We start from the raw sequence: 19,992 nt of genomic DNA, 5'->3' as shown, positions 1-19,992 counted from the left end.
GACAATAAGTGATGAAACGTCTTTCAGATGAACAGATTCTAGATGAACTAGAAATCGAACTTGAGTTAGAATCTACTAAGGCTTTAACTCCGTTAGAAGAACGTCTAATTTCTGGGTTTGAGGAAATTAATGTTTTCTATGAAACTCATCACCGAGTTCCATCCCTTAATGATGATGCAGATATCTTTGAAAAATTATGTGCATCTCGTCTTGAAAAAATTAAACAGAACTCTGCAATGAGTTCTGTTGTAGTCCATCTCGATAAATTCGAACTATTAGGTTAAACAAGGTAAATTTTATGGCTGATATTTCTGATGATGATTTGCTATCAGAATTAGGTATAGATTTAGCACCAGTAAAACAGGTGACCTATACAGCCAAAGAAGAGCGCCTAATTTCTGGGTTTGAGGAAATTATTCAATTCTACGAAAAAAATGAAAGAGTTCCATCGAACTCAAACGACGCTGATATTTTTGAACGTCTCTATGCTGTCAGACTTGACCAGCTTAGGAAATTGCCTGAAGCCAGATCTCTTTTAGAGGAATTTGATCAACATAATCTATTAAATAGTTCTACTTCCGAACCATCTAATATGTCTAAATTAGAGGATGATGACCTACTCTCTGAATTAGGAATTGAAGTTGAAAGTGAAGATAATATTCTGACACTACAACATGTTAGACCACAAAAAGAACGCGAAGCAAGTGAGTTAATTGCGACTCGAAAAGTTTGCCTAGACTTTCCTATATTTAACGAAGTTTTTAAACAAGTTGAAAAGGACCTAGAACAAGGTCTCCGTTTAACAAAACCTTTTGGTAAAGATGCAAGTATTCAATTAAATGATTTATTCATTTTAGATGGACAAATTGTATATGTAGCTGAAATAGGAGAATATTTCAAAGCTCCGAATGGACAAAATGACGCTAGAATGAGAGTGATATACTCAAATGGTACAGAAAGTAATTTGCTAATGCGTTCTCTGAAAAAAGCTCTATATGATGATATAGCTGGGAGACGGATATTAGTTACAAAAAATGTAGGACCTCTATTCAATTCAAGTAATTTATCAGAAAAAGATACTGATATTGAAGTCAAAAGCGGCTCAATATATGTGTTACGCAGCCTATCTGATAATGAGTTTATCAAGGCAAATAGACATGTACTACATAAAATTGGAGTAACTACTGGTAAAGTAAATAAGCGAATCACAGAGGCTAGAAAAGACCCAACCTATTTGCTTGCTGATGTTGAACTTATCGCAACTTATTCACTTCCTGAAAATATTGTACCCCAAAGATTAGAAAAGCTTATTCATAAAGTCTTACAATCAGCGCAGCTTGATATTGTCATTGAAGATAGATTTGGAAACCCTGTTAAGCCTCAAGAATGGTTCTTAGTTTCTCTTAATATCATTAATGACATTATTAATCATATTAAAAACGGTTCTATTGAGACTGTTTACTACGATGCAGAAAAAGCTCAGTTAATTTCCACATCTGAATAGCTTTTTTTAAGATTATTTTCTTTATAGAGTAAACTTCATCATATAAAGTAATAATTATATTATGCAAGTTTTCACTACTCATTACCAATAATAATATCCACAACTATTCTCATTTAATATAAATTTGTTTGTAAGTTAAATGGAGATATCTATATTCTTTTCAAGGGGCTAGGGATATAAATTTTTAGAGATATTTTCTAGAACATTTACAAGTTTATTTGGCATCAACCACATTATTTAGCTCATATGCCCATCATCAACACTAAGGAGGTTCACTAATACAATTTCTAATCATCATCAATTATCCTCCAACTTCTACGATTATTAAGAAATGGGAGGATATGTAGCTAGATTAAGATTATGTTGATTGTCATTAGAATCAGATTAGGTATTAATCCATCTTGATCCATAATTTTGCTATTGATAATGATCAGCCGAGAGTAACTGGCGGATTTCACTTGCCATTTGAGGACTACGCCAAGGGAATAGCACTTTTAGGCTATAGCTAGGTTTGAATTGATCTCTTGTCCCTATATTGACTTGGAACTCCCGCTTCATCGGTGTTCGATGCTCACGCTGATTAATATGTGTTCCCATCATCGGGTTACTAATCACTGTAGTTGTGGTTCTGAAGCGATCTTCGACCAAATTGTAATGGCCTACAGAGGTAATATAGTCAAAAGGATATTTGACTAGGCGTTGATCAGGCTGATCAAACAGGATGATGGTCTTATCCTGACTGTTAATCCATACTCCACGATTTTGATAATTAAAGGTTTCACCCTGACGTTTCAGTTGTTCGGTCATCCCATCAAAGAAAGTATTTCCATATTGATAGAGGTAGTAGATGATCACAAACCAGAATAGATCAAAACCAAAGAAGATATATGCGAAAGCGCCAAAAGAAAAAATCTTGGCAACAATTAAAAAGATCACAATCGGTAAGACTACACACTTTAAAAATAGCTTGGATTTCTTTGGGTAGTTTTCGATTGGAATGATTTTTGGTTTGGTTAATTCAGCCATAGTTATTCCCACACATGTTTAATGCAATAACTCACAATCACAAGGGGGACATAAAAATAGGTATTTTTTATAGGCGTGACTTAGCCATCCACCTTATGAATTGTTCTATTTAAAAATGTTGCTTTTAATACAGCTAATTAAGAATTAGCTCTGTATTCCCCATTGTCTGAAATAATGAGGCTGAACATGTGGCGAGGCACAGATGAGAAAAATGAATGAGACATTATAAATTCCTATATGCGAATAAAAGTCTACCAAAATCACTGCTAAATGATGGTGGTAGAACAAAGAGGGGGTTAGCAGACTGGGCATATAGAACCAGCACGCACGAAGCGTCCCCCTCCCGTTCTACCGCAAAGGGGGAACAAGAAGGTTTCGCACATAATCCATACTTAGATAAGTATAAATCTGGTACGCTATACGCCACGGTCTGCTAAAACCGACTGACAATTTAGGTCAGCAAGGGAATGATAGTTTTAAGCAGCCGTCCAGTCAATTACTTTGATTTTTAGCGGAGTCAGAAAATAGTATTCACTGATTAATTAATCTTATTTATACTTAAAATCAATCCGAACTTTTTTTACTCATCGGCTCATTCAATTTAGCAATACTTAGTCCATATTTATGAGCATTGTATTGCCACACTACAAACTGCTCTAACAGCATAGCGTTTTCTTTTTCCAGTCTGGCATTCTTGACTTCCAAAGCCTCAATTCTAGTTTGAGCAATTTTTAAACTAGCAGGTAATTTCTGTGTTGGAGTACTCTTAACCTGTGTAGATTTTGGTTTTTTGCATTGATCATAGGCATTCTTAATTCGTACATATTTCTGTAATGTTTGACGAGTTGGCGCAGGTACAAACTCTAGCTGTAGCTCAATAGCTTTACATAGGAGTTCCCAAGTCAATTTCTGATCTAAAGGCCAATAATCAAGAAGCTCAACAATATTCTCGATGTCTTTATCGGTTAAATGCTGTGCCATATCAAATCCATAAATCCATTTGCAATGCAGGACTGAGCAAACGTGGTTCATCCTCGATCTTTTTACGTTGAGTATTCTCAATAACGGGGATACGTTTACGACCTGCTTTTTGATACGCTAAATCGAGATGTGTAACATCTTCAGAAGGGGGCAGACTCAAAGGTGTTCCATCGGGAATGTTTGGATCATCCAATAGAGTAATCATCTGTTCACAACGTTTAATTGTAAGCTCTCTAGTTTGCAACCAGACCGTTGCACCAGTAACATTTTTACTAACAGCCTCCTTATCCTTTGCCCATAAGATTTTTTCTTTTCTAAGTCGATCTTCAAGTCGTTTTTTCTTTTCTGCATTACCCTTAATACAGACATGCTCTGTACAATTAAGACAGTTTCTATACTTTAAGCAGGGTTCATCAATATAAGAATGTGTACAAAGTCCAAACTCGGTAGTGTGCATAGACAATGTTGTTTTGGTATTTAGCTCTTGTAGAGTTCGAGGTGTAGCGATCTGGAATGTAAATGTACTATCAGTATTTACTGTACCAACCTCATTTTTCTGCATCTCAATTAAGCCATAATTACGATCATCAACCGAAGTATGGTCATATACTCGATTTTGCTTCATATCAGCCCGCCCTGACCATTTAGCGAGTAACATGCTATCCATTCCATTGGTATTTGCTATCGTATTCAATAAATGTCGAAACTGATGTGTAGACATACTATAGTCACCATATCCCCACCGTTGAAAAATAGATTGCACATTAGCTAACTCATCTTTTCCTCGTAACTTCTTTTTGGTTGGTGATAAATCTTCATTTAAAGTATCAATATGGGGCATCCATAATTCTGAGAAAATAGTTGCTTTATCACTATGGAATTGGTTTGCGAAACAACAAAATAATGCTTCAGACCATTTAACCTGAATACCATTACCAGTCTTAAAAGGTACATAAGGAAAACCTTGAGGCAGTCTCTTTCGCAGCATAATATTTAAATCATTCAGGCAGACTTCATAATCACTAATAGGAATATCACGAGTTTTTAAAAACTGTCTTGCACTTTTATTTGCATCAATAGCATCACATATTGACTCATCAAAACCCATTGCCAATAATACTTCACTACGTTTTAAAAATTGATGATCAGGGACATCAGGACAAAGCTCATGTCTCGGAAATTTATCACTTGTCTCAAGCAAATATGCTAAATGTCTAGACTTTTCTGACATCTTAATCAAACGTTCAATAGCCCGTTTTACCGTTGGGATCATGACACTTGGAATGTATTTAATGTCATGCCCATAATTTTTCTGTGCATACCACCTAATACCTAATACTGTCTCAATATTAGAACCATCTGCTGTAAGCCCTAAACTGCTCTTAGAAAGCGTTTGGACTTCTTCCTCGTGGATACAATTATGCTTTAAGAAAAATAGCTCTGATGCTCGTTCTGGCGCAGCTAGAAGCAAACTCACAGCACTGGTAACAAAAATATCTCTATCTGACAATTCTGAATCTTTCCGTGAGAAAATATCAGCTAATGCAAAAATCGCATCCTCATCAGGAAGTTTAGATTCTCTATGTTCCTCTGACTCCTCATCTAGCACAATCGACTTATCAGCAGGTTTTTTAATTGGATTTTTCCATTCTGGTAAAGCAACTATTTTTAATTGGCGAAGAAAATCCAATAGAATCTTTAGTTGTCTACCTACATGGTAAGCAGAACTCGCTTTATAATTTACTTTTGCATTTTCAGCAGCCAAGTCAAAATCTGCAATAACCAATTTAGTTAAATCAACTTCACCATATCGGTCTAAGCATATTTGTTCTATTGCCCGAATTGAAAGAATTGTATCTTGGGTTTTTAACTTGCTCTTAATTCTCTGATACTTAACATACGCTTTGGCAAATTCTAGAATTGAATGATGCAAAAGATTTTCAGGTAATCTATCTTTGGATGAAATACCCGTTTTGACAAAGTTTACTTCACCTTTCCAATAATTCTCATCAAATCTAATATCTTCATTTAATTCTGATAACTGTTTAACAAAATCAATAAACCGCTTTATTTCGGAGTAAGGAGATTGGATTTTGTCAGATGGAAAATATATTAAATTATCCATGATTAAACTCCTTACAAGCATCAATAACTTGCTGAACAGCAATAATTGTTCGATCATTCACGGCAGCGACTTCAAGGCTACACCCCATCGCAATTAGATCATCTCGTTCTTTTATTAATTGCTCTAGAACTAGATGGTGAGGTGCATTTGCCCAAGGCATAAACTTACTACACAGATAACATGCGATTGGTGCATAATCGTTACAGTATTGATGTGTACCACATGAGCCGACATCACAATCCTGTTCTACATAAGAAATTCTATTCGCATCTTTAACTTGTGATTGAGCCTCAATCTCATCCTTTACAACTTTTCCCTGAAAAGCATCTGCATATTTGCGTAAACTTTCATCCATGATAGATGAAATTTGTTGTGCAATTTCAGGAACACTTTCTACATAGCAGTGTGCATTCTGGGTGTCATGATGATCTAACAGCTTTGCAATAACATTCACGCCTGCTTTTTGCCTAGCAGCATTTGTTCCAAGCGTATAGCGAAACCTATAAGCATTAACAAATATTGGCTTACCTGTTTCCCTTGAACGAACACCAAGCTTTCTTACCGCATCTTTTAATTTTTGAGTTAGTTGAACCGTAGGCAAATGAATAATTTCATTCGGTAAAATTTTCGAAATTTCCTTTTCATCGCCCCAATCTAACTCTGTTAATTTTTCAAGATCATAAAATAATGGTAGTTCATCAACTTCCTGTTTTAATAATTCTCGATTAATTGCATTACTCAATGTTTGTTCCAGAACCCGAATATGCTCAAATAAAATTTGAGCGATACTTTCACGAATTCCAACTTCACTAAAAGCAAATCGGAATCCACTAGCACCTCTAACTTTAGCTCTCGGAATGTTAAGTATATGAACTTCATTTTTATCATTAAAATTATACTTATCCGTTACGTATAAGTCTTTTATCTTTAATCCTGCAATTTGGATTGGTCGTCTACCAGTCGCACAAAAAACACGAATTAGAGCAGCCTCATAATAGGAAATCTTATTTTCTGCTAAATATTCATTGGTTCTAGTGATAATTGTTTGAAATTCGAATGGGCTAAATGGGCCTTCATCTGGATCAAGGGAAAGGACTGCTGCTCCTTTTTCATTGCCACTCAATCTCCATGAATCCATTAGATCGTAAACTTCATCATCTACTGAGGAATAACCTAAATCATATAGTTTCTTCAAAAAGACTCGTAGCATAGCTACTTTGTATTCATCTTTTTTTGCCGAATAAAAATTTTTATAATTTAAAAGACCTTTAATTGAAAAATGATTCTCTCCTGTAATATCAAAATATTTACCAATATATTCGCACATGTTTGCTGTATGTGAACTTGAACTATACTTAGCAAAATGAACCAAAGTCATGACCACATCTGATTGGACAGAAAACTCATAATTTCGTATCCGAGAGATATCTATAGTTTTATTGATATCTAATACCCATTTCTGATCATCGATACTAAACTCATAACCTTTGAATGAGGTAAAAGTATTTTGCGACTTATCTAAGCTATCGATTCGAATTGATTTATTCATTTTCATCCTCAAATTTTTCTTGGATACCTAAGCAAATCTCTACAGCACGTTTGTTCTCTGCACGTCTTGAATATCTTCTTGCACTTTGTGAGTTAGGTATCCACCCCATCAGATAAGCACGATCATTTTCAACTTGAGCTTCAGTCGTTTGACCTGTTGCCACTAAAAGTTGAGATTTCTCAGAAAATTTGTCATTCCAAGTATGTCTAAATGCGTGTGCATGTACATTGAATAGCACAGCTTTAGAGATTTCATAAAAGATTTTATCTAAAGCATTGATTGAAAGTGGCTGACCTTTATTTGATAAAATCAAAAAGTCAGTTAGCTCTGCATTTGGTATGGTTGATCTATAATTTAAAATATAAGTTTCTAATTTTTTCTTTAAGTTTTGATTGACTGCAATTGATCGACTTCTAGTTTTAACCAACGGCTGATATAGCCTAGAATCACTTCCATCATGAGGATTACGCTTAATAGTAAGATACGATGTACCACCTTTAGAGAGGGTTATATCTGTAACTTTTAAATTTAATAATTCACCTTTACGGCATCCAAGATATAAAAACAAATAGGTAATCAGCTCATTTCTATAAGTAATGTAATCTGAAGTCCAGATACAATTCTGATTATCCGGATCAACTGCCTTTAAAATTTTATGTAATTGATCACTATCAAAAGATTTGTATTCAGACTGAATATCCGTGGACTTGCGGGGTCTACGAGATTTTAACAACCGTTTTGTACTTGTTATTGCTGATGAATGAAGATATGTCTCAAACCATCCAATATATTCAGCAAAATTAGTTAACCGCCGATATATTAATTGTTTGGATACATAGTCCTGAGTAACAACCAATTTTGCTCTAGCTCGCTCTTTGTTATTACTTTTTGGAAAACTTATGATCTTTGTTTTTGAAGCTGCCCCACTTAATCGACTGCGATTGAAACTGGTTAAATTTACTAAAGCTTCGATTTCATTTAATTTTAAAAAATCTTTACTTTTTATCCTTTGTTCCAAGTCAATTCCTAACTTATCCAACAACTGAAACAGCAACTTAATATCTTCCAGAATAGCTGTAATAGTATTGATTGATAGACCACGATTTCTTAAATGAATGATCGTATATAAATTTGGATAAGTCATAGGAACACCATCACTATTCAAAAGAACAGCGAATCTCTCACCACTACTCATTACAAATCTTTTAACAGACATCATGGTTATATTTAACAAAATATCTAAGTATTAAATATCATAGATCATAAGTAAAAAAATTTACAGAACCATTTCTAGTATCTGTAAATTTCTTTTGTAACTAACTGCTAATAAAGAATAATTTTATAAACTTTACAAAACATGGTCTCTAGTAGGTGTCAAAACGGTAAATCATCATCTAAATCCGCAGGGGCCGCCGCCGCAGGTTGTGGTGCTGCTTTTGGTGTATTAAAACCATTGCCTGCCTGTGGGCTACCTGCATAGTTGCTCTGGTTTCCACCAGAAAAGCCACCGCCTTGACCATAACCATTCTGGTTATTGTTAAAGCCTGTATTCTGGTAACCGCCACCCTGATTGTTATTGTTGTTAAATCGTGGCTGGTTGAAGTCATTGCCACCCGCAAAGCCCTGTTCACCTTGCTGGCGTGAATCAAGCATCTGCATTTGGTCACCACGGATTTCGGTGCTGTAGCGCTCCTGACCATTCTGATCCGTCCACTGGCGTGTACGCAATGAACCCTCAATATAGACTTTTGAACCTTTACGCAGATATTGTTGTGCAATCTCACCCAAACGGTTGTGCAGCACAATGCGGTGCCATTCCGTTTGTTCCTTACGCTCACCTGTATTCTTATCTACCCACGATTCACTTGTTGCAATCGAAAACTGGGTTAATGATCCACCATTTGGAAAGGTTTTTGTTTCCGGATCCCGACCTAAAGTACCGACTAAAATAACTTTATTCACACCACGCATTAGCTGTATTCATCCTATGTATTTCTATGTTTTACTTTATAAGAGTTATGCTTAAATGGCTACCTCTTTGCCCAACAAGTGCGTTAAATCTTGTCGCCCAGCATCATCAATACACTGCTTATCGACCTTAATATAGGCAACCTGCTGTTCGGGCATCACCACCACTTCTTCAATACCACGAATTGCCAATAGTTTTGAAGTCCATTCATCTGTTTGTACCGCCTGAGGCAGGGGCAATACAATCGAGGATAAATATCTTGGCTGCGCCAGCCCAAAACTAATCAGCAGCCATAGTATAGCAATCCCCGCCAGCACACTCCACCCGAGCGCAGTATTCTGTAACATCAAAAGCTGTCCACCCAGCGTACCGCCAAAGAATGCGCCCAGAAACTGGCTGCTGGCGTTTACTCCCATTGCGGTGGCCTTGGACTGGAGGGGGGCAGCCTTGGACAGCCAGGATGGCAGCAAGGCCTCCATCACGTTGAACGCAATAAAGAAAATGCCCAGCCCAGCCAGCAGTACATATTTGGATTCATAACCGAAGATCAGGATCAGCAAACCACCAATAATCCCAGCAATTGCAGACAGGAAAATGCCCCGCATCTTGCGGTATTTTTCCGCAATGATGATGCTTGGAAAGGCAAAAAACAGGCTAATCACCAATAGTGGCAAATAGACCAGACCATGTTTGGCAAGTGGAATCTGCGCATATTCAATCAGTTGTGATGGCACATAGATAAACATGGCCGTTAGCAACAGGTGCAGGGCAAAAACCGATACATGCAAACGGTTCAGGTCTCCCATCTGCATCACCTGTTTCAGCTGATTCAGATAGCCCTGCTGGAAGTTTCGATGATGTCGGGTCACTTTCGGAACCAGCAACAGCATCAGGATTGCCGCCAGCCCCATCAGTGTGGTGACGAAAAACAATCCTGAAATACCCACAATACTGGTCAGCCACGGTCCCAGACTGAATGCCACCACAAAGGACAAACCAATGCTCATCCCCATCGCAGCCATTGCCTTGGTTCGCTGCTCCTCACGGGTGACATCAGCCAGCAACGCCATCACCACCGCCGACACTGCACCCGCGCCCGCAATCGCCCGTCCAATAATCACCCCATAAATCGTGTCAGACAGGCCAGCAATTGCCCCACCCAATGCAAACAGCAACAGGCCCAAAACAACCAGGGGTTTTCGGCTAAAGCGGTCTGCCAACAGGCTGAATGGGATTTGCAGGATTGCCTGGGTTAAGCCATACACCCCAACAGCCAAGCCAATCAGGGCTGGCGTTGCATACTGGTAGGACTGCCCTGCAACCGAAAACACAGGAATAATCATGAACAGGCCCAACATGCGTAAGGCAAAAATGCTACTTAAGGCAAAGGTTGAACGGCGTTCTAAAGCATTCATTGTTGATAAGACACTGTAACTGGCTCAGCGAATTATAAGCCATTCGCCTACAAAGGTTATAAATAGATTATGAAAAACATAATCTTTGGGAGAAAAAATAAGGGAACAATATTTGCTCCCTTATAAAATAGATGACCAAGCTGAAAATGAGCTTAAGAGGCCTGCTGTTCCCGCTTACTGTACTGGATCGAGGCAAGTACCGCCCAAACAATAAAGGCGACCCCGATCAAACCTGTAACCACTTCTGGTACATGCAACCCTGTACCGCTGGCAATCATGATAAATGCCAGTGCACCAATCGCGTAGTGTGCGCCATGTTCAAGGAAGATATAGGCATCCAGCGTACCTTTCTCCACTAGATAGATTGTCATCGAACGGACAAAGATTGCACCAATCGCAAGACCCAGCATGATGATCACCACATCACTGGTGATGGCAAACGCCCCAATCACACCATCAAAGCTAAACGATGCATCCAGCACCTCAAGGTACAGGAATCCACCGAAACCCGCCTTAACCACACCTGAAGCCGCCCCACTTGAATCATGCGTCACCGCATTGCCATTCTCATCAATTTCAGGTTCACCGCCCAGTAAATGGCTCAGCACCTGCACGCCAATATACACCACAATGCCCCAGATACCCGCCATCGTCACCGCCAGACGCGCAGCCTCATCCACATTCGCTGCCATGATCAGCATTGCGATAAGCGCAAGGAAAACCGACATTGCAGGCACACTGGCCAGATGCGCCAACTTGGCCTCCAGCCACCTGAACCAGTGGGTTTCCTTGCCATCATCAAAGAAGAAATTCAGGAACACCATCAACAGGAAAGTCCCGCCAAAGGCAGAAATCTCGGCATGATGCGCCATTAAGCGTTCTGAATAGGTTTTTGGATCATTCAGTGCCAGTTTAGCCACTTCGACCATGCCCATATCGGCAGTCACAGCTACAATCACCACAGGGAAAACCAGACGCATCCCAAATACCGCGATCAGGATACCCACCGTCAAGAAAATCATTTTCCAGAAATGATCCCAACCACGTAATACCGACGCATTCACAACAGCGTTGTCAAACGATAGGGAGACTTCCATCACCGCCAGAATTGCAGTAATGGTGAGCGCCTTGAGCATGGTTGCCACACCTGCTTCGGGACCATGCGTATAGCCCCAGTAGGCGGATAGTGCCAGACACACTACCGTAAAGAAAATTGAGAAACGAAAATGCTTCATGAGCAGCCTTTTATACGAAATCGTCAGGATTTAAAAATGTGCCTATTGTAGGCGAATTTTGAGCTAAAAATTGTGAAGATTGTTGCACTTATTTTTGGGAAATGCATTGGCGAAAACCAGACTCTGCTATAGTTTTGCCATTATTGATGGAATAACACGTTTACAGGTTCAGTTTATGACGTTTTCTCAAGATGTTTGGCAACGTAATCTCAATTTATATCAAAAAATATTGGCACTGCCTTTTAATCAGGAGCTTGCCGCTGGCACACTAGACAGTAAGGCGTTTTGCCATTATGTCATTCAGGATGCACATTACTTACTGGCTTATGGCCGAGCACTGGCTGTTGCCGCAGCAAAGGCCTTTGACGCAGATGACGTGATCCAGTTTTCTGAGGCCGCCAAAATTGCGATTATTGTGGAGCGCAGCCTACATAAGGATTTCATGCAGGCGTTTGGCATTACTAAAACCGAGTTTGAAAGCACGCCTTTAACCCTTGCCTGTCATCATTACACATCGTTCCTGACCGCAACGGCCTGGTCGGAAAGCTACCCTGTGGTTTTAGCCGCGCTGTTGCCGTGTTTCTGGATTTATGCAGAGGTTGGCAACGATATTGTCAGCCAGTCTGTGGAAAATAATCCCTATCAGGCATGGGTGGATACCTATTCAGGTGAGGAATTTCATACCGCGGTACACAACGTGATTGCAACGGTTGATAAAGTGGCCGCACGCTGTGATGCGGATACTTTGGCAAAAATGCATGCAGCCTATAGCATGGGTGCAAAACTGGAATGGCTCTTCTGGGACAGTGCCTATCAGCAAAGAGAGTGGTTAGGGTTGGACCACGCATAAAACAATTGATACAGACATAAAAAAGCCCCTATTCAGGGGCTTAGTCGTATATCGTATTGTCCGATATACTGTATGAGGCTCATCTCAAACTGAGTGCATTAAAGCATAAACAAAGTTGAATAAATACTTTTATTGTTGAGCCTTATCAAAAAAGATTGACAACAATTAAGGTGATCAATGCAGGTACAGCCTGAATATAAATAATTTTTTTACTGGCGGTCAGTCCACCATAAATGCCTGCAACCAACACACAGCCTAAAAAGAAGTTGGCAATTGCAAGAGCAAAGCCTGCGGGTGCCAATAACGACCAGAACAAACCTGCCGCCAGAAAGCCATTATACAGGCCCTGATTTTGTGCCAGAACCTTGGTCAGCTGTGCTTTCTCTAATGTGTTGCCAAAAGCCTTTAAACCGTAGGGTTTATCCCATAAAAACATTTCCAGCACTAAAATATAAACATGCAATATAGCAATCAACGCAATTAAAATTGTTCCCAACATTTTATTTGTTCCTTGTTTTGCACCTTACACAATTGATTTTAATGTAGCACTGATCTATTTCAATTGCTCAATTGGCAATACGATTTGTGTGACTTTCCAGCTCAAGCCTTGTCTTTGCAAAATGACATTAATTGGAGGCTGCTTTTGTGGATGACGGATTTCCACCGTAAAGCGATTGAATGACTGATATTTACCATGATAAGACAGCTTTTCCTTTGCCTGCTCTCCTGCCTGTGTTTGCTGTTGTTCGGACTGTTCAGGCTGGGCTTGAAATGGCAAACTTTCTTTTAGCTTTTTTCCCTGTAAAAGCATGGCAACGCCTTGGGGACTGACCATCACATCCACCATTTTATCAACCATCGAAGAAGCCAGTAAGGCACCGAAAGCGGCAAAGCCACCCTCGGATGCCTGTGCATGTTCTGGAAATTTCTTTACGAGCTCAGTATTCAACTGATCCTTGATTCCCTGTCGAACACTGGGAAAATCAACATAACTTGCCAGTGCGGTGCTGTCCTCATGCTTTAATGCCTGACGGATTTGGTAAATCACCAGATAGGGAGATGCATACACATAAACGAAAACCAGCAGAATAATCACAACAATCGAAACTTGCAGTTTTTTTGACATGATGCCCTCAGTTTTAGGAATTTATTTTTGAATGAATGGTCTGTGAATCTCAGGGATAAGTCTTTGGGTCACATTAGAATTTCATGTTAAAAACATATTTGAAATCATTAATCCGACACAATCTGACGTTTAAAATCGTTTTGTTACAGCTTGAACAATTTTAAATCGCTATTATATACACGTTTTATTCGCACAATTTCGAGATGTATTTATGAGTCAAAGTCATATCCGTATTCGAGGCGCACGTACCCATAACTTAAAGAATGTGTCACTCGATATACCACGTGACAAATTTGTGGTGATTACGGGACTTTCTGGCTCAGGTAAATCATCACTTGCCTTTGATACCCTGTATGCCGAAGGCCAGCGCCGCTATGTTGAGTCACTTTCGGCCTATGCACGCCAGTTCCTTTCGCAAATGGAAAAACCCGAGGTCGATTCAATTGAGGGCTTATCCCCTGCGATTGCGATTGAGCAAAAGTCGACCAGCCACAACCCACGTTCGACAGTGGGAACCATTACCGAAATCTATGACTACCTACGTTTGTTGTATGCACGTGTCGGTACTCCATACTGCCCTGAACATGACCTGCCAATGGTGGCCCAGACCATTTCAGAAATGGTCGATGCCGTCAAGGCACTGCCCGAAAGCACTGCACTGATGCTGCTTGCGCCTGTGGTACGTGAGCGCAAGGGTGAATATACCCAGCTATTTGAACAGTTACAGGGTCAGGGCTTTGTTCGTGCCCGTGTTGATGGTGAAATCATTGATATTGATACCCCGCCTGAACTGGACAAAAAGAAAAAACATACCATTGAAGTGGTGGTGGACCGCTTTAAGGTACGAGATGACCTTGGCAACCGTATTGCAGAGTCTTTTGAAACCGCTCTACGTTTAGGCGGCGATATAGCGATTTTATCATGGATGAATGGTGAACATCCTGAACGGGTTTTCTCTGCAAAGCACTCCTGTCCTGAATGTGACCGTGCGGTGGCTGAACTTGAACCACGTTTGTTCTCATTCAACAATCCATTTGGTGCCTGCCCTGTCTGTGATGGTCTAGGCACACGTAGCCATTTTAGTGCAGAAAAGCTGATTCTAAATGCTGAGCTTTCCATCAGCCAGGGTGCAATTCGAGGTTGGGACAGACAGCGTCCTTATTACTACACCATGTTGCAAAAAGTCGCTGATCACTTTGGCATTAGTCTGGATGAGCAGTGGAATAAGCTGGATAAGGATACGCAGAAAAAATTCCTGCAAGGCACAGGCAAAGAGAAAATCGACCTGAGTTATATTGATGAACGTGGTCGTAAACATAGCCGTGTACAACCGTTTGAAGGAATCCTGCCACATCTGGAACGCCGTTACCGTGAAACTGAGTCAAACTACGTTCGTGATGATCTGGCGCAATATCTTTCCAATGCCGCCTGTGATGCCTGTGGTGGTTCACGTCTGAATGAAATCTCACGTCATGTTCGCGTAAAAGATAAAACCATTGCCCAGATCACCAAGATGTCGATTGGCGATGCAGAAAACTACTATCAGGACCTGAATCTTGAGGGTGCCAAAGGTGAAATCGCTGATAAAATCTTTAAGGAGATTCGTGAGCGTTTACACTTCTTGGTCAGTGTTGGACTTAATTACTTAAGTCTCGCACGTTCGGCTGAAACCCTGTCAGGTGGTGAGGCGCAGCGTATTCGTCTCGCCTCACAGATTGGTGCAGGCTTGATGGGCGTGATGTATGTTTTGGATGAACCATCCATTGGCCTGCACCAGCGTGATAATGATCGCCTGTTACAAACCCTGATTCGCTTACGTGATCTGGGCAATACCGTATTGGTGGTCGAGCATGATGAAGATGCGATCCGAGCCGCTGACCATATTATTGATATTGGTCCAGGTGCGGGGATTCACGGCGGTGCCATCATTGCCGAAGGAACCTATGAGGAACTGGCCAATCACGCTGACTCACTCACAGGTCAATACCTCTCAGGTAAGTTAAAAATTGAAGTGCCAAAACAACGTACCCAATCACCTCGTCCAAATGAAGTGATCAAGCTGTCTGGTGCAAGTGGACATAACCTGCAAAATGTCGATTTGACCATTCCATTAGGTATTATGACCTGTGTAACGGGCGTGTCAGGTTCTGGTAAATCGACCCTGATTAACCGTACCCTGTTGCCTTTGGCAGCCACCCAGCTGAATGGCGCAACCACACTCACTGCGGAAAAATTTGATTCAATCGACGGCTTGCAGCATCTGGATAAAGTGGTTGACATTGACCAAAGCCCGATCGGACGTACGCCACGTTCCAATCCTGCCACCTATACAGGTTTATTCACCCCGATTCGTGAATTGTTTGCCCAGACACCTGAAGCCAAGGCACGGGGCTATAGCGCAGGCCGTTTCTCATTTAACGTGAAAGGTGGGCGTTGTGAAGCCTGTGAGGGCGATGGCATGATCAAGGTGGCGATGCACTTCCTGCCTGATATGTATGTGCCTTGTGATGCCTGTCATGGCAAACGTTATAACCGCGAAACGCTGGAAGTGGGTTATAAAGGCAAGAACATTTCCGATGTTTTGGAAATGACAGTCGAGGATGCGGCAGAGTTTTTTAGCGCAATTCCTGTCATCCACCGTCGTCTGGAAACCCTGATGCAGGTGGGCTTAGGCTATATTCGTCTGGGTCAGGCGGCAACCACACTTTCAGGTGGTGAAGCACAACGGGTGAAGCTGGCTCGTGAACTGGCAAAACGTGATACAGGTAAAACCTTGTATATTCTGGATGAGCCGACCACTGGCCTGCATTTCCATGATATTGCCAAGTTGCTGGACATCCTGCATGAGCTTCGCAACAAGGGCAATACCATTGTGGTAATTGAGCATAATCTGGATGTGATCAAGACGGCGGACTGGGTGATTGACCTAGGACCTGAAGGCGGTTCTGGTGGTGGTCAGATCATTGCTGAAGGCACACCTGAGCAAGTCGCGAAAGTTGAGATTTCACATACTGGGCGTTTCTTAAAGCCGATGTTGAAGTAAAGTTTCATTAAATTAGGCTAGAAGATCAATTGATTTCTAGCCTAACAAATTATTCACTCAATTCTTCTTCTAAAGCCTCTAAACGACCATAATTAAATTTATGCGCGGGAATAAAAATATAATCTAACTCAGCAGTATTGATAAAAATCGATCTATGATATCCCTCTATAGATAGATGAATAAATGGTTCTACATTATCAGGATCAATTTCAAGACAAGAGAAAGCATTATAAAGTTTCTGATTATCGAATATCTCTTCTTTTCTTATTTTCCCATTAACAAATTGCCACTGAATCTCCGTCGCTCTGGCATACAATTTTTTTAATTCTTTAGATGCGTCTCTTTTAACATTTTCTCTATCTTCTTTCATTATATGACCTTGTTCAATTAATGCATCTAACTCTTCTTCGGTTAAAAGTATTTTCTTTACATAGTTTTTTACTTTTTCTTCACCTATTAAATCTATTACACACTCTAAACACTCAATATTCTCTATAACTAACCATTCTTCATCTTCAACTCTATTCACTTCTAAGCAGTCTTTGTATTTTTCAGGCCCAAAAGTATCAAATGCATCACTTGAAAAATAAACATCCTGTATTGAAGTTCTCCGAATAAAGGCAATACGATTATCTAAAGACTCAACAACAATAAAGTCTCCACTACCCCTTAGCTGATGATACAACCGAGATCTTTCAGCCTCAGTAATCGGAAATAGGAGTCCCTTTCCTGATGAGAAATGAAATGCTATTTCTCCAAAATATGTATCTTCATCGCCAATATCCTCTCGAATTCCCAAAGTGTCAAAAGGGCGAGGATTTCCTAAAATCTCATCTACAGTCGAATTTAGTACTTTTGCCAACTTCGAGTGTTTAGTTTTAGGAATAGTGGCGGCTCCAGATTCCCAACGTTGGTAATTAGGTTGACTCACTCCCATAGCTTCCGCTACTTCCGCCTGAGTCATCATTTTTGCCAAACGAACCTTTTTTAAAGCTGATAGTTTCATTATTCAATTTCTTTAAACGTATAAATTATACATTAATGTATAATTTATCTAAAATCCTGTCAAGCTAATACTTTTTATTAGCTTCAAAAACTCTAGATATATAAAATGAATAATTGATTGCTTTATAAATGCTCTTTATGGAACATAGTATTACATGAGGATTATTTATTTGGAGAAAGATTATTTTTAATTAAAATTCATAAAAAACATATTCTTATATATTTATTTTTAAAATAAAATTGAAAATATTTTACCCCTCCACCACATTTTTTCCTCTTGCTTTGGCTCTTAACATCGATTGATCGGCTTTTTCCAGCAGTTCCAGCCAACTTCCCGCCCCAATCGCCACGCCAATACTCACCGAAACCTGAATCGCTTCATCCATATTGGAAATGACAATACGCTCTTTTGAAATCCCCAAACGAATACTTTCAGCAATCGCCTTTGCCACATCCATTTGGATATTTTCAATCACCACCAAAAACTCATCACCCCCATAACGCACAATCAGGTCAGATGAACGTACATGCTGCTTTAACTGATCCGCAATCATCACAATCACCTGATCACCGACAATATGCCCATACTGCTCATTTACGAATTTAAAATTATCAATATCCACCACAATCACACAGGTTTGCGACAAAGTCTCAGGCTGTGATTCCAAGACACCAATATATTCATCCAGGGCCAAACGGTTGGACACACCTGTTAAAACATCAGAATTCGCAATCTGTTTAAGCTGCAATTCCATCATGTCACGCTGTTGCAGCATGTCTTTTAGCTTACCTATCGCCTCAAACAGGGAAACAAATTCTTGCTGAGGTTTGCTCGGCTGCTGCTCATCAGGCGTATTTGATAAGCCTAGAATCATATCTCTGGCCCTGATCAGTGGGCTAAAAACCCTTTGCCTTGCATAAATCATGGTAAAAATCGCGATCAACAGGCAAAGACTGGAAATACACAGGGTAAAGATCAGTTGATGTCTGGCCTTTTTATGCTGTTCAGTGGCAACTTCAATGCTGTAGTCCAGAATATAGTTTTGCAAATCCATCACCGTGATGAATTTATCAACAATACGTTCCGTCAGTTGCGTTCCCGTTAGAAAGTAGGCTTCATTATTCTTGCTTTCATCCAGCAGTTTCGCGATGAGAGGCAGACCCTGATCCAGAAACTCGGTTTTTACACGTCGATATAAATATTGATATTCAGAGGTTTTTGCATTTTGTGGCTGAATGGCATCCACCATTGTCCAAAGATATTGTGCCTGATGCTGGGTTTGTAGTGAACGTGCCCGATTCTCGTCAGAAATTTTCTCGCCAAAGGTGACAGGTGCTATAATGTTCGAAGCAACCCGCCCTGCCTGATCACGCATGTCGGTTAATACGAGAATCGAAATAAAATAATTCGACATCTTGCTATCTTTGGTTTTCGACTGGGTCATTAACACATTGAGCAATTTACGGTTGCTATCCCAAACCTTAAACATTGACACAATCGCATGGTCAAGCTGGGCAGAAGTACGTTGATCAGGTGGAATTTCGGCATAGGCATCGACCTTTTTACGTCCCTGTGCCAGTTTTGGTTTTAAATCCGCCCTCAATTGCAGTGCGATTGAATCAAAGCCATTTTTCTGTAGTGTGAGGATGGTTTCATTGATTTGCGCATCCACCACCTGCCTGAATGCCTGTAATTCTTTCCTGTTGTTTTCCAGTTCATCTGGCTGGCTCGACATCAGCTTGTTGCTGTGGGCACGTTCCCTGGAAATTTTGTTGGCGGTTTTCACCAAGGCACGCAAACTGGTCATTTCAGTCAGTACCTGTTGGGTTTTAATATATTCTTGATCACTATGGATAATAAGCGGAATGGAAATATAGAGGATCGATAAGATAATCACGACCATACAGGCAAAAAGGCGCAGGCTGATTTGCTCTGAACGTAATTTTTCATTCTTTAACTTACGTTCCATGCATACACCTTACGCTTCTCAGGAATATTTCGAATGTTTTTTAAACAGACAATGATTCTACCTGAATTTTAATTTGTACTGTCATGATTTAGGTGCTTCTTTAGTGGAAGTAAAATGCCAATTCATCGGGAAACTAAATCCATAAGATGAAAATTACCAATTTCACATATCTGCTGAAACAGGCAATAATTTAA

16 protein-coding genes are annotated in these 19,992 nt (G+C 40.1%); 4 read left to right on the top strand and 12 right to left on the bottom strand.

What is annotated here, in order from left to right; translation table 11 throughout:
* Window positions 1-11: 11 nt before the first annotated feature.
* Window positions 12-284 carry a hypothetical protein gene (locus tag QLH32_RS11840; protein ID WP_279958751.1) on the top strand — a complete coding sequence of 91 codons (273 nt, stop codon included), beginning with the start codon at window positions 12-14 and terminating at the stop codon, window positions 282-284.
* Window positions 285-298: 14 nt separating this feature from the next.
* Window positions 299-1,504 (top strand): GIY-YIG nuclease family protein, encoded by a 1,206-nt coding sequence (locus QLH32_RS11835; RefSeq protein ID WP_279958752.1) that lies wholly within the window; start codon window positions 299-301, stop codon window positions 1,502-1,504.
* A gap of 417 nt (window positions 1,505-1,921) precedes the next feature.
* Here QLH32_RS11835 and QLH32_RS11830 read toward each other — a convergent pair whose 3' ends face one another.
* The 8 genes from QLH32_RS11830 to QLH32_RS11795 form a co-directional block, all read right to left on the bottom strand.
* Window positions 1,922-2,530 (bottom strand): sortase family protein, encoded by a 609-nt coding sequence (locus QLH32_RS11830; RefSeq protein WP_279958753.1) that lies wholly within the window; start codon window positions 2,528-2,530, stop codon window positions 1,922-1,924.
* Between the two features lie 564 nt (window positions 2,531-3,094).
* On the bottom strand, window positions 3,095-3,511 hold the full coding sequence (locus QLH32_RS11825) for a hypothetical protein (protein WP_279958754.1): 417 nt from the start codon (window positions 3,509-3,511) through the stop codon (window positions 3,095-3,097).
* Between the two features lies 1 nt (window position 3,512).
* Window positions 3,513-5,636: an integrase gene (locus tag QLH32_RS11820; protein WP_279958756.1), complete on the bottom strand. Its 2,124-nt coding sequence runs from the start codon at window positions 5,634-5,636 to the stop codon at window positions 3,513-3,515.
* The gene (locus tag QLH32_RS11815; RefSeq protein ID WP_279958757.1) at window positions 5,629-7,185 is read right to left on the bottom strand and encodes a site-specific integrase; all 1,557 of its coding nucleotides are present in this window, start codon (window positions 7,183-7,185) and stop codon (window positions 5,629-5,631) included. The genes QLH32_RS11820 and QLH32_RS11815 overlap by 8 nt, the downstream gene beginning before the upstream one ends.
* Window positions 7,178-8,404, bottom strand: coding sequence for a tyrosine-type recombinase/integrase (locus tag QLH32_RS11810; RefSeq protein ID WP_279958758.1), 1,227 nt, complete (start codon window positions 8,402-8,404; stop codon window positions 7,178-7,180). Before QLH32_RS11810 ends, QLH32_RS11815 begins: the two co-directional genes overlap by 8 nt.
* A 155-nt stretch (window positions 8,405-8,559) precedes the next feature.
* Window positions 8,560-9,156, bottom strand: coding sequence for a single-stranded DNA-binding protein (ssb, locus tag QLH32_RS11805; RefSeq protein ID WP_283266388.1), 597 nt, complete (start codon window positions 9,154-9,156; stop codon window positions 8,560-8,562).
* Window positions 9,157-9,207: 51 nt separating this feature from the next.
* On the bottom strand, window positions 9,208-10,569 hold the full coding sequence (locus tag QLH32_RS11800; RefSeq protein WP_279958759.1) for an MFS transporter: 1,362 nt from the start codon (window positions 10,567-10,569) through the stop codon (window positions 9,208-9,210).
* Between the two features lie 152 nt (window positions 10,570-10,721).
* The gene (locus QLH32_RS11795; RefSeq protein WP_279958760.1) at window positions 10,722-11,804 is read right to left on the bottom strand and encodes a DUF475 domain-containing protein; all 1,083 of its coding nucleotides are present in this window, start codon (window positions 11,802-11,804) and stop codon (window positions 10,722-10,724) included.
* A gap of 175 nt (window positions 11,805-11,979) precedes the next feature.
* Here QLH32_RS11795 and tenA point away from each other — a divergent pair, with 175 nt between their 5' ends.
* A complete protein-coding gene (gene tenA / locus QLH32_RS11790) occupies window positions 11,980-12,654 on the top strand; it encodes a thiaminase II (RefSeq protein WP_283269329.1) in 675 nt (224 codons plus the stop codon).
* Between the two features lie 145 nt (window positions 12,655-12,799).
* Here tenA and QLH32_RS11785 read toward each other — a convergent pair whose 3' ends face one another.
* Both QLH32_RS11785 and QLH32_RS11780 read right to left on the bottom strand, forming a co-directional pair.
* Window positions 12,800-13,153, bottom strand: coding sequence for a DUF1304 domain-containing protein (locus QLH32_RS11785; protein ID WP_283266387.1), 354 nt, complete (start codon window positions 13,151-13,153; stop codon window positions 12,800-12,802).
* Between the two features lie 54 nt (window positions 13,154-13,207).
* The gene (locus QLH32_RS11780; RefSeq protein WP_283266386.1) at window positions 13,208-13,780 is read right to left on the bottom strand and encodes a DUF2939 domain-containing protein; all 573 of its coding nucleotides are present in this window, start codon (window positions 13,778-13,780) and stop codon (window positions 13,208-13,210) included.
* 211 nt (window positions 13,781-13,991) lie between these two features.
* Here QLH32_RS11780 and uvrA point away from each other — a divergent pair, with 211 nt between their 5' ends.
* On the top strand, window positions 13,992-16,823 hold the full coding sequence (gene uvrA, locus QLH32_RS11775) for an excinuclease ABC subunit UvrA (RefSeq protein ID WP_283266385.1): 2,832 nt from the start codon (window positions 13,992-13,994) through the stop codon (window positions 16,821-16,823).
* A 49-nt stretch (window positions 16,824-16,872) separates the two neighbouring features.
* Here uvrA and QLH32_RS11770 read toward each other — a convergent pair whose 3' ends face one another.
* Window positions 16,873-17,829, bottom strand: coding sequence for a helix-turn-helix domain-containing protein (locus tag QLH32_RS11770; RefSeq protein ID WP_283266384.1), 957 nt, complete (start codon window positions 17,827-17,829; stop codon window positions 16,873-16,875).
* Between the two features lie 250 nt (window positions 17,830-18,079).
* Window positions 18,080-19,798, bottom strand: coding sequence for a GGDEF domain-containing protein (locus QLH32_RS11765; RefSeq protein ID WP_283266383.1), 1,719 nt, complete (start codon window positions 19,796-19,798; stop codon window positions 18,080-18,082).
* Between the last annotated feature and the right edge of the window lie 194 nt (window positions 19,799-19,992).

It is taken from the genome of Acinetobacter corruptisaponis (assembly GCF_030053775.1).
In the GTDB taxonomy this organism is placed as follows: domain Bacteria; phylum Pseudomonadota; class Gammaproteobacteria; order Pseudomonadales; family Moraxellaceae; genus Acinetobacter; species Acinetobacter corruptisaponis.
The sequence above is the reverse complement of the archived record's forward strand: the minus strand, read 5'-3'. Positions and strand labels throughout refer to the sequence as shown.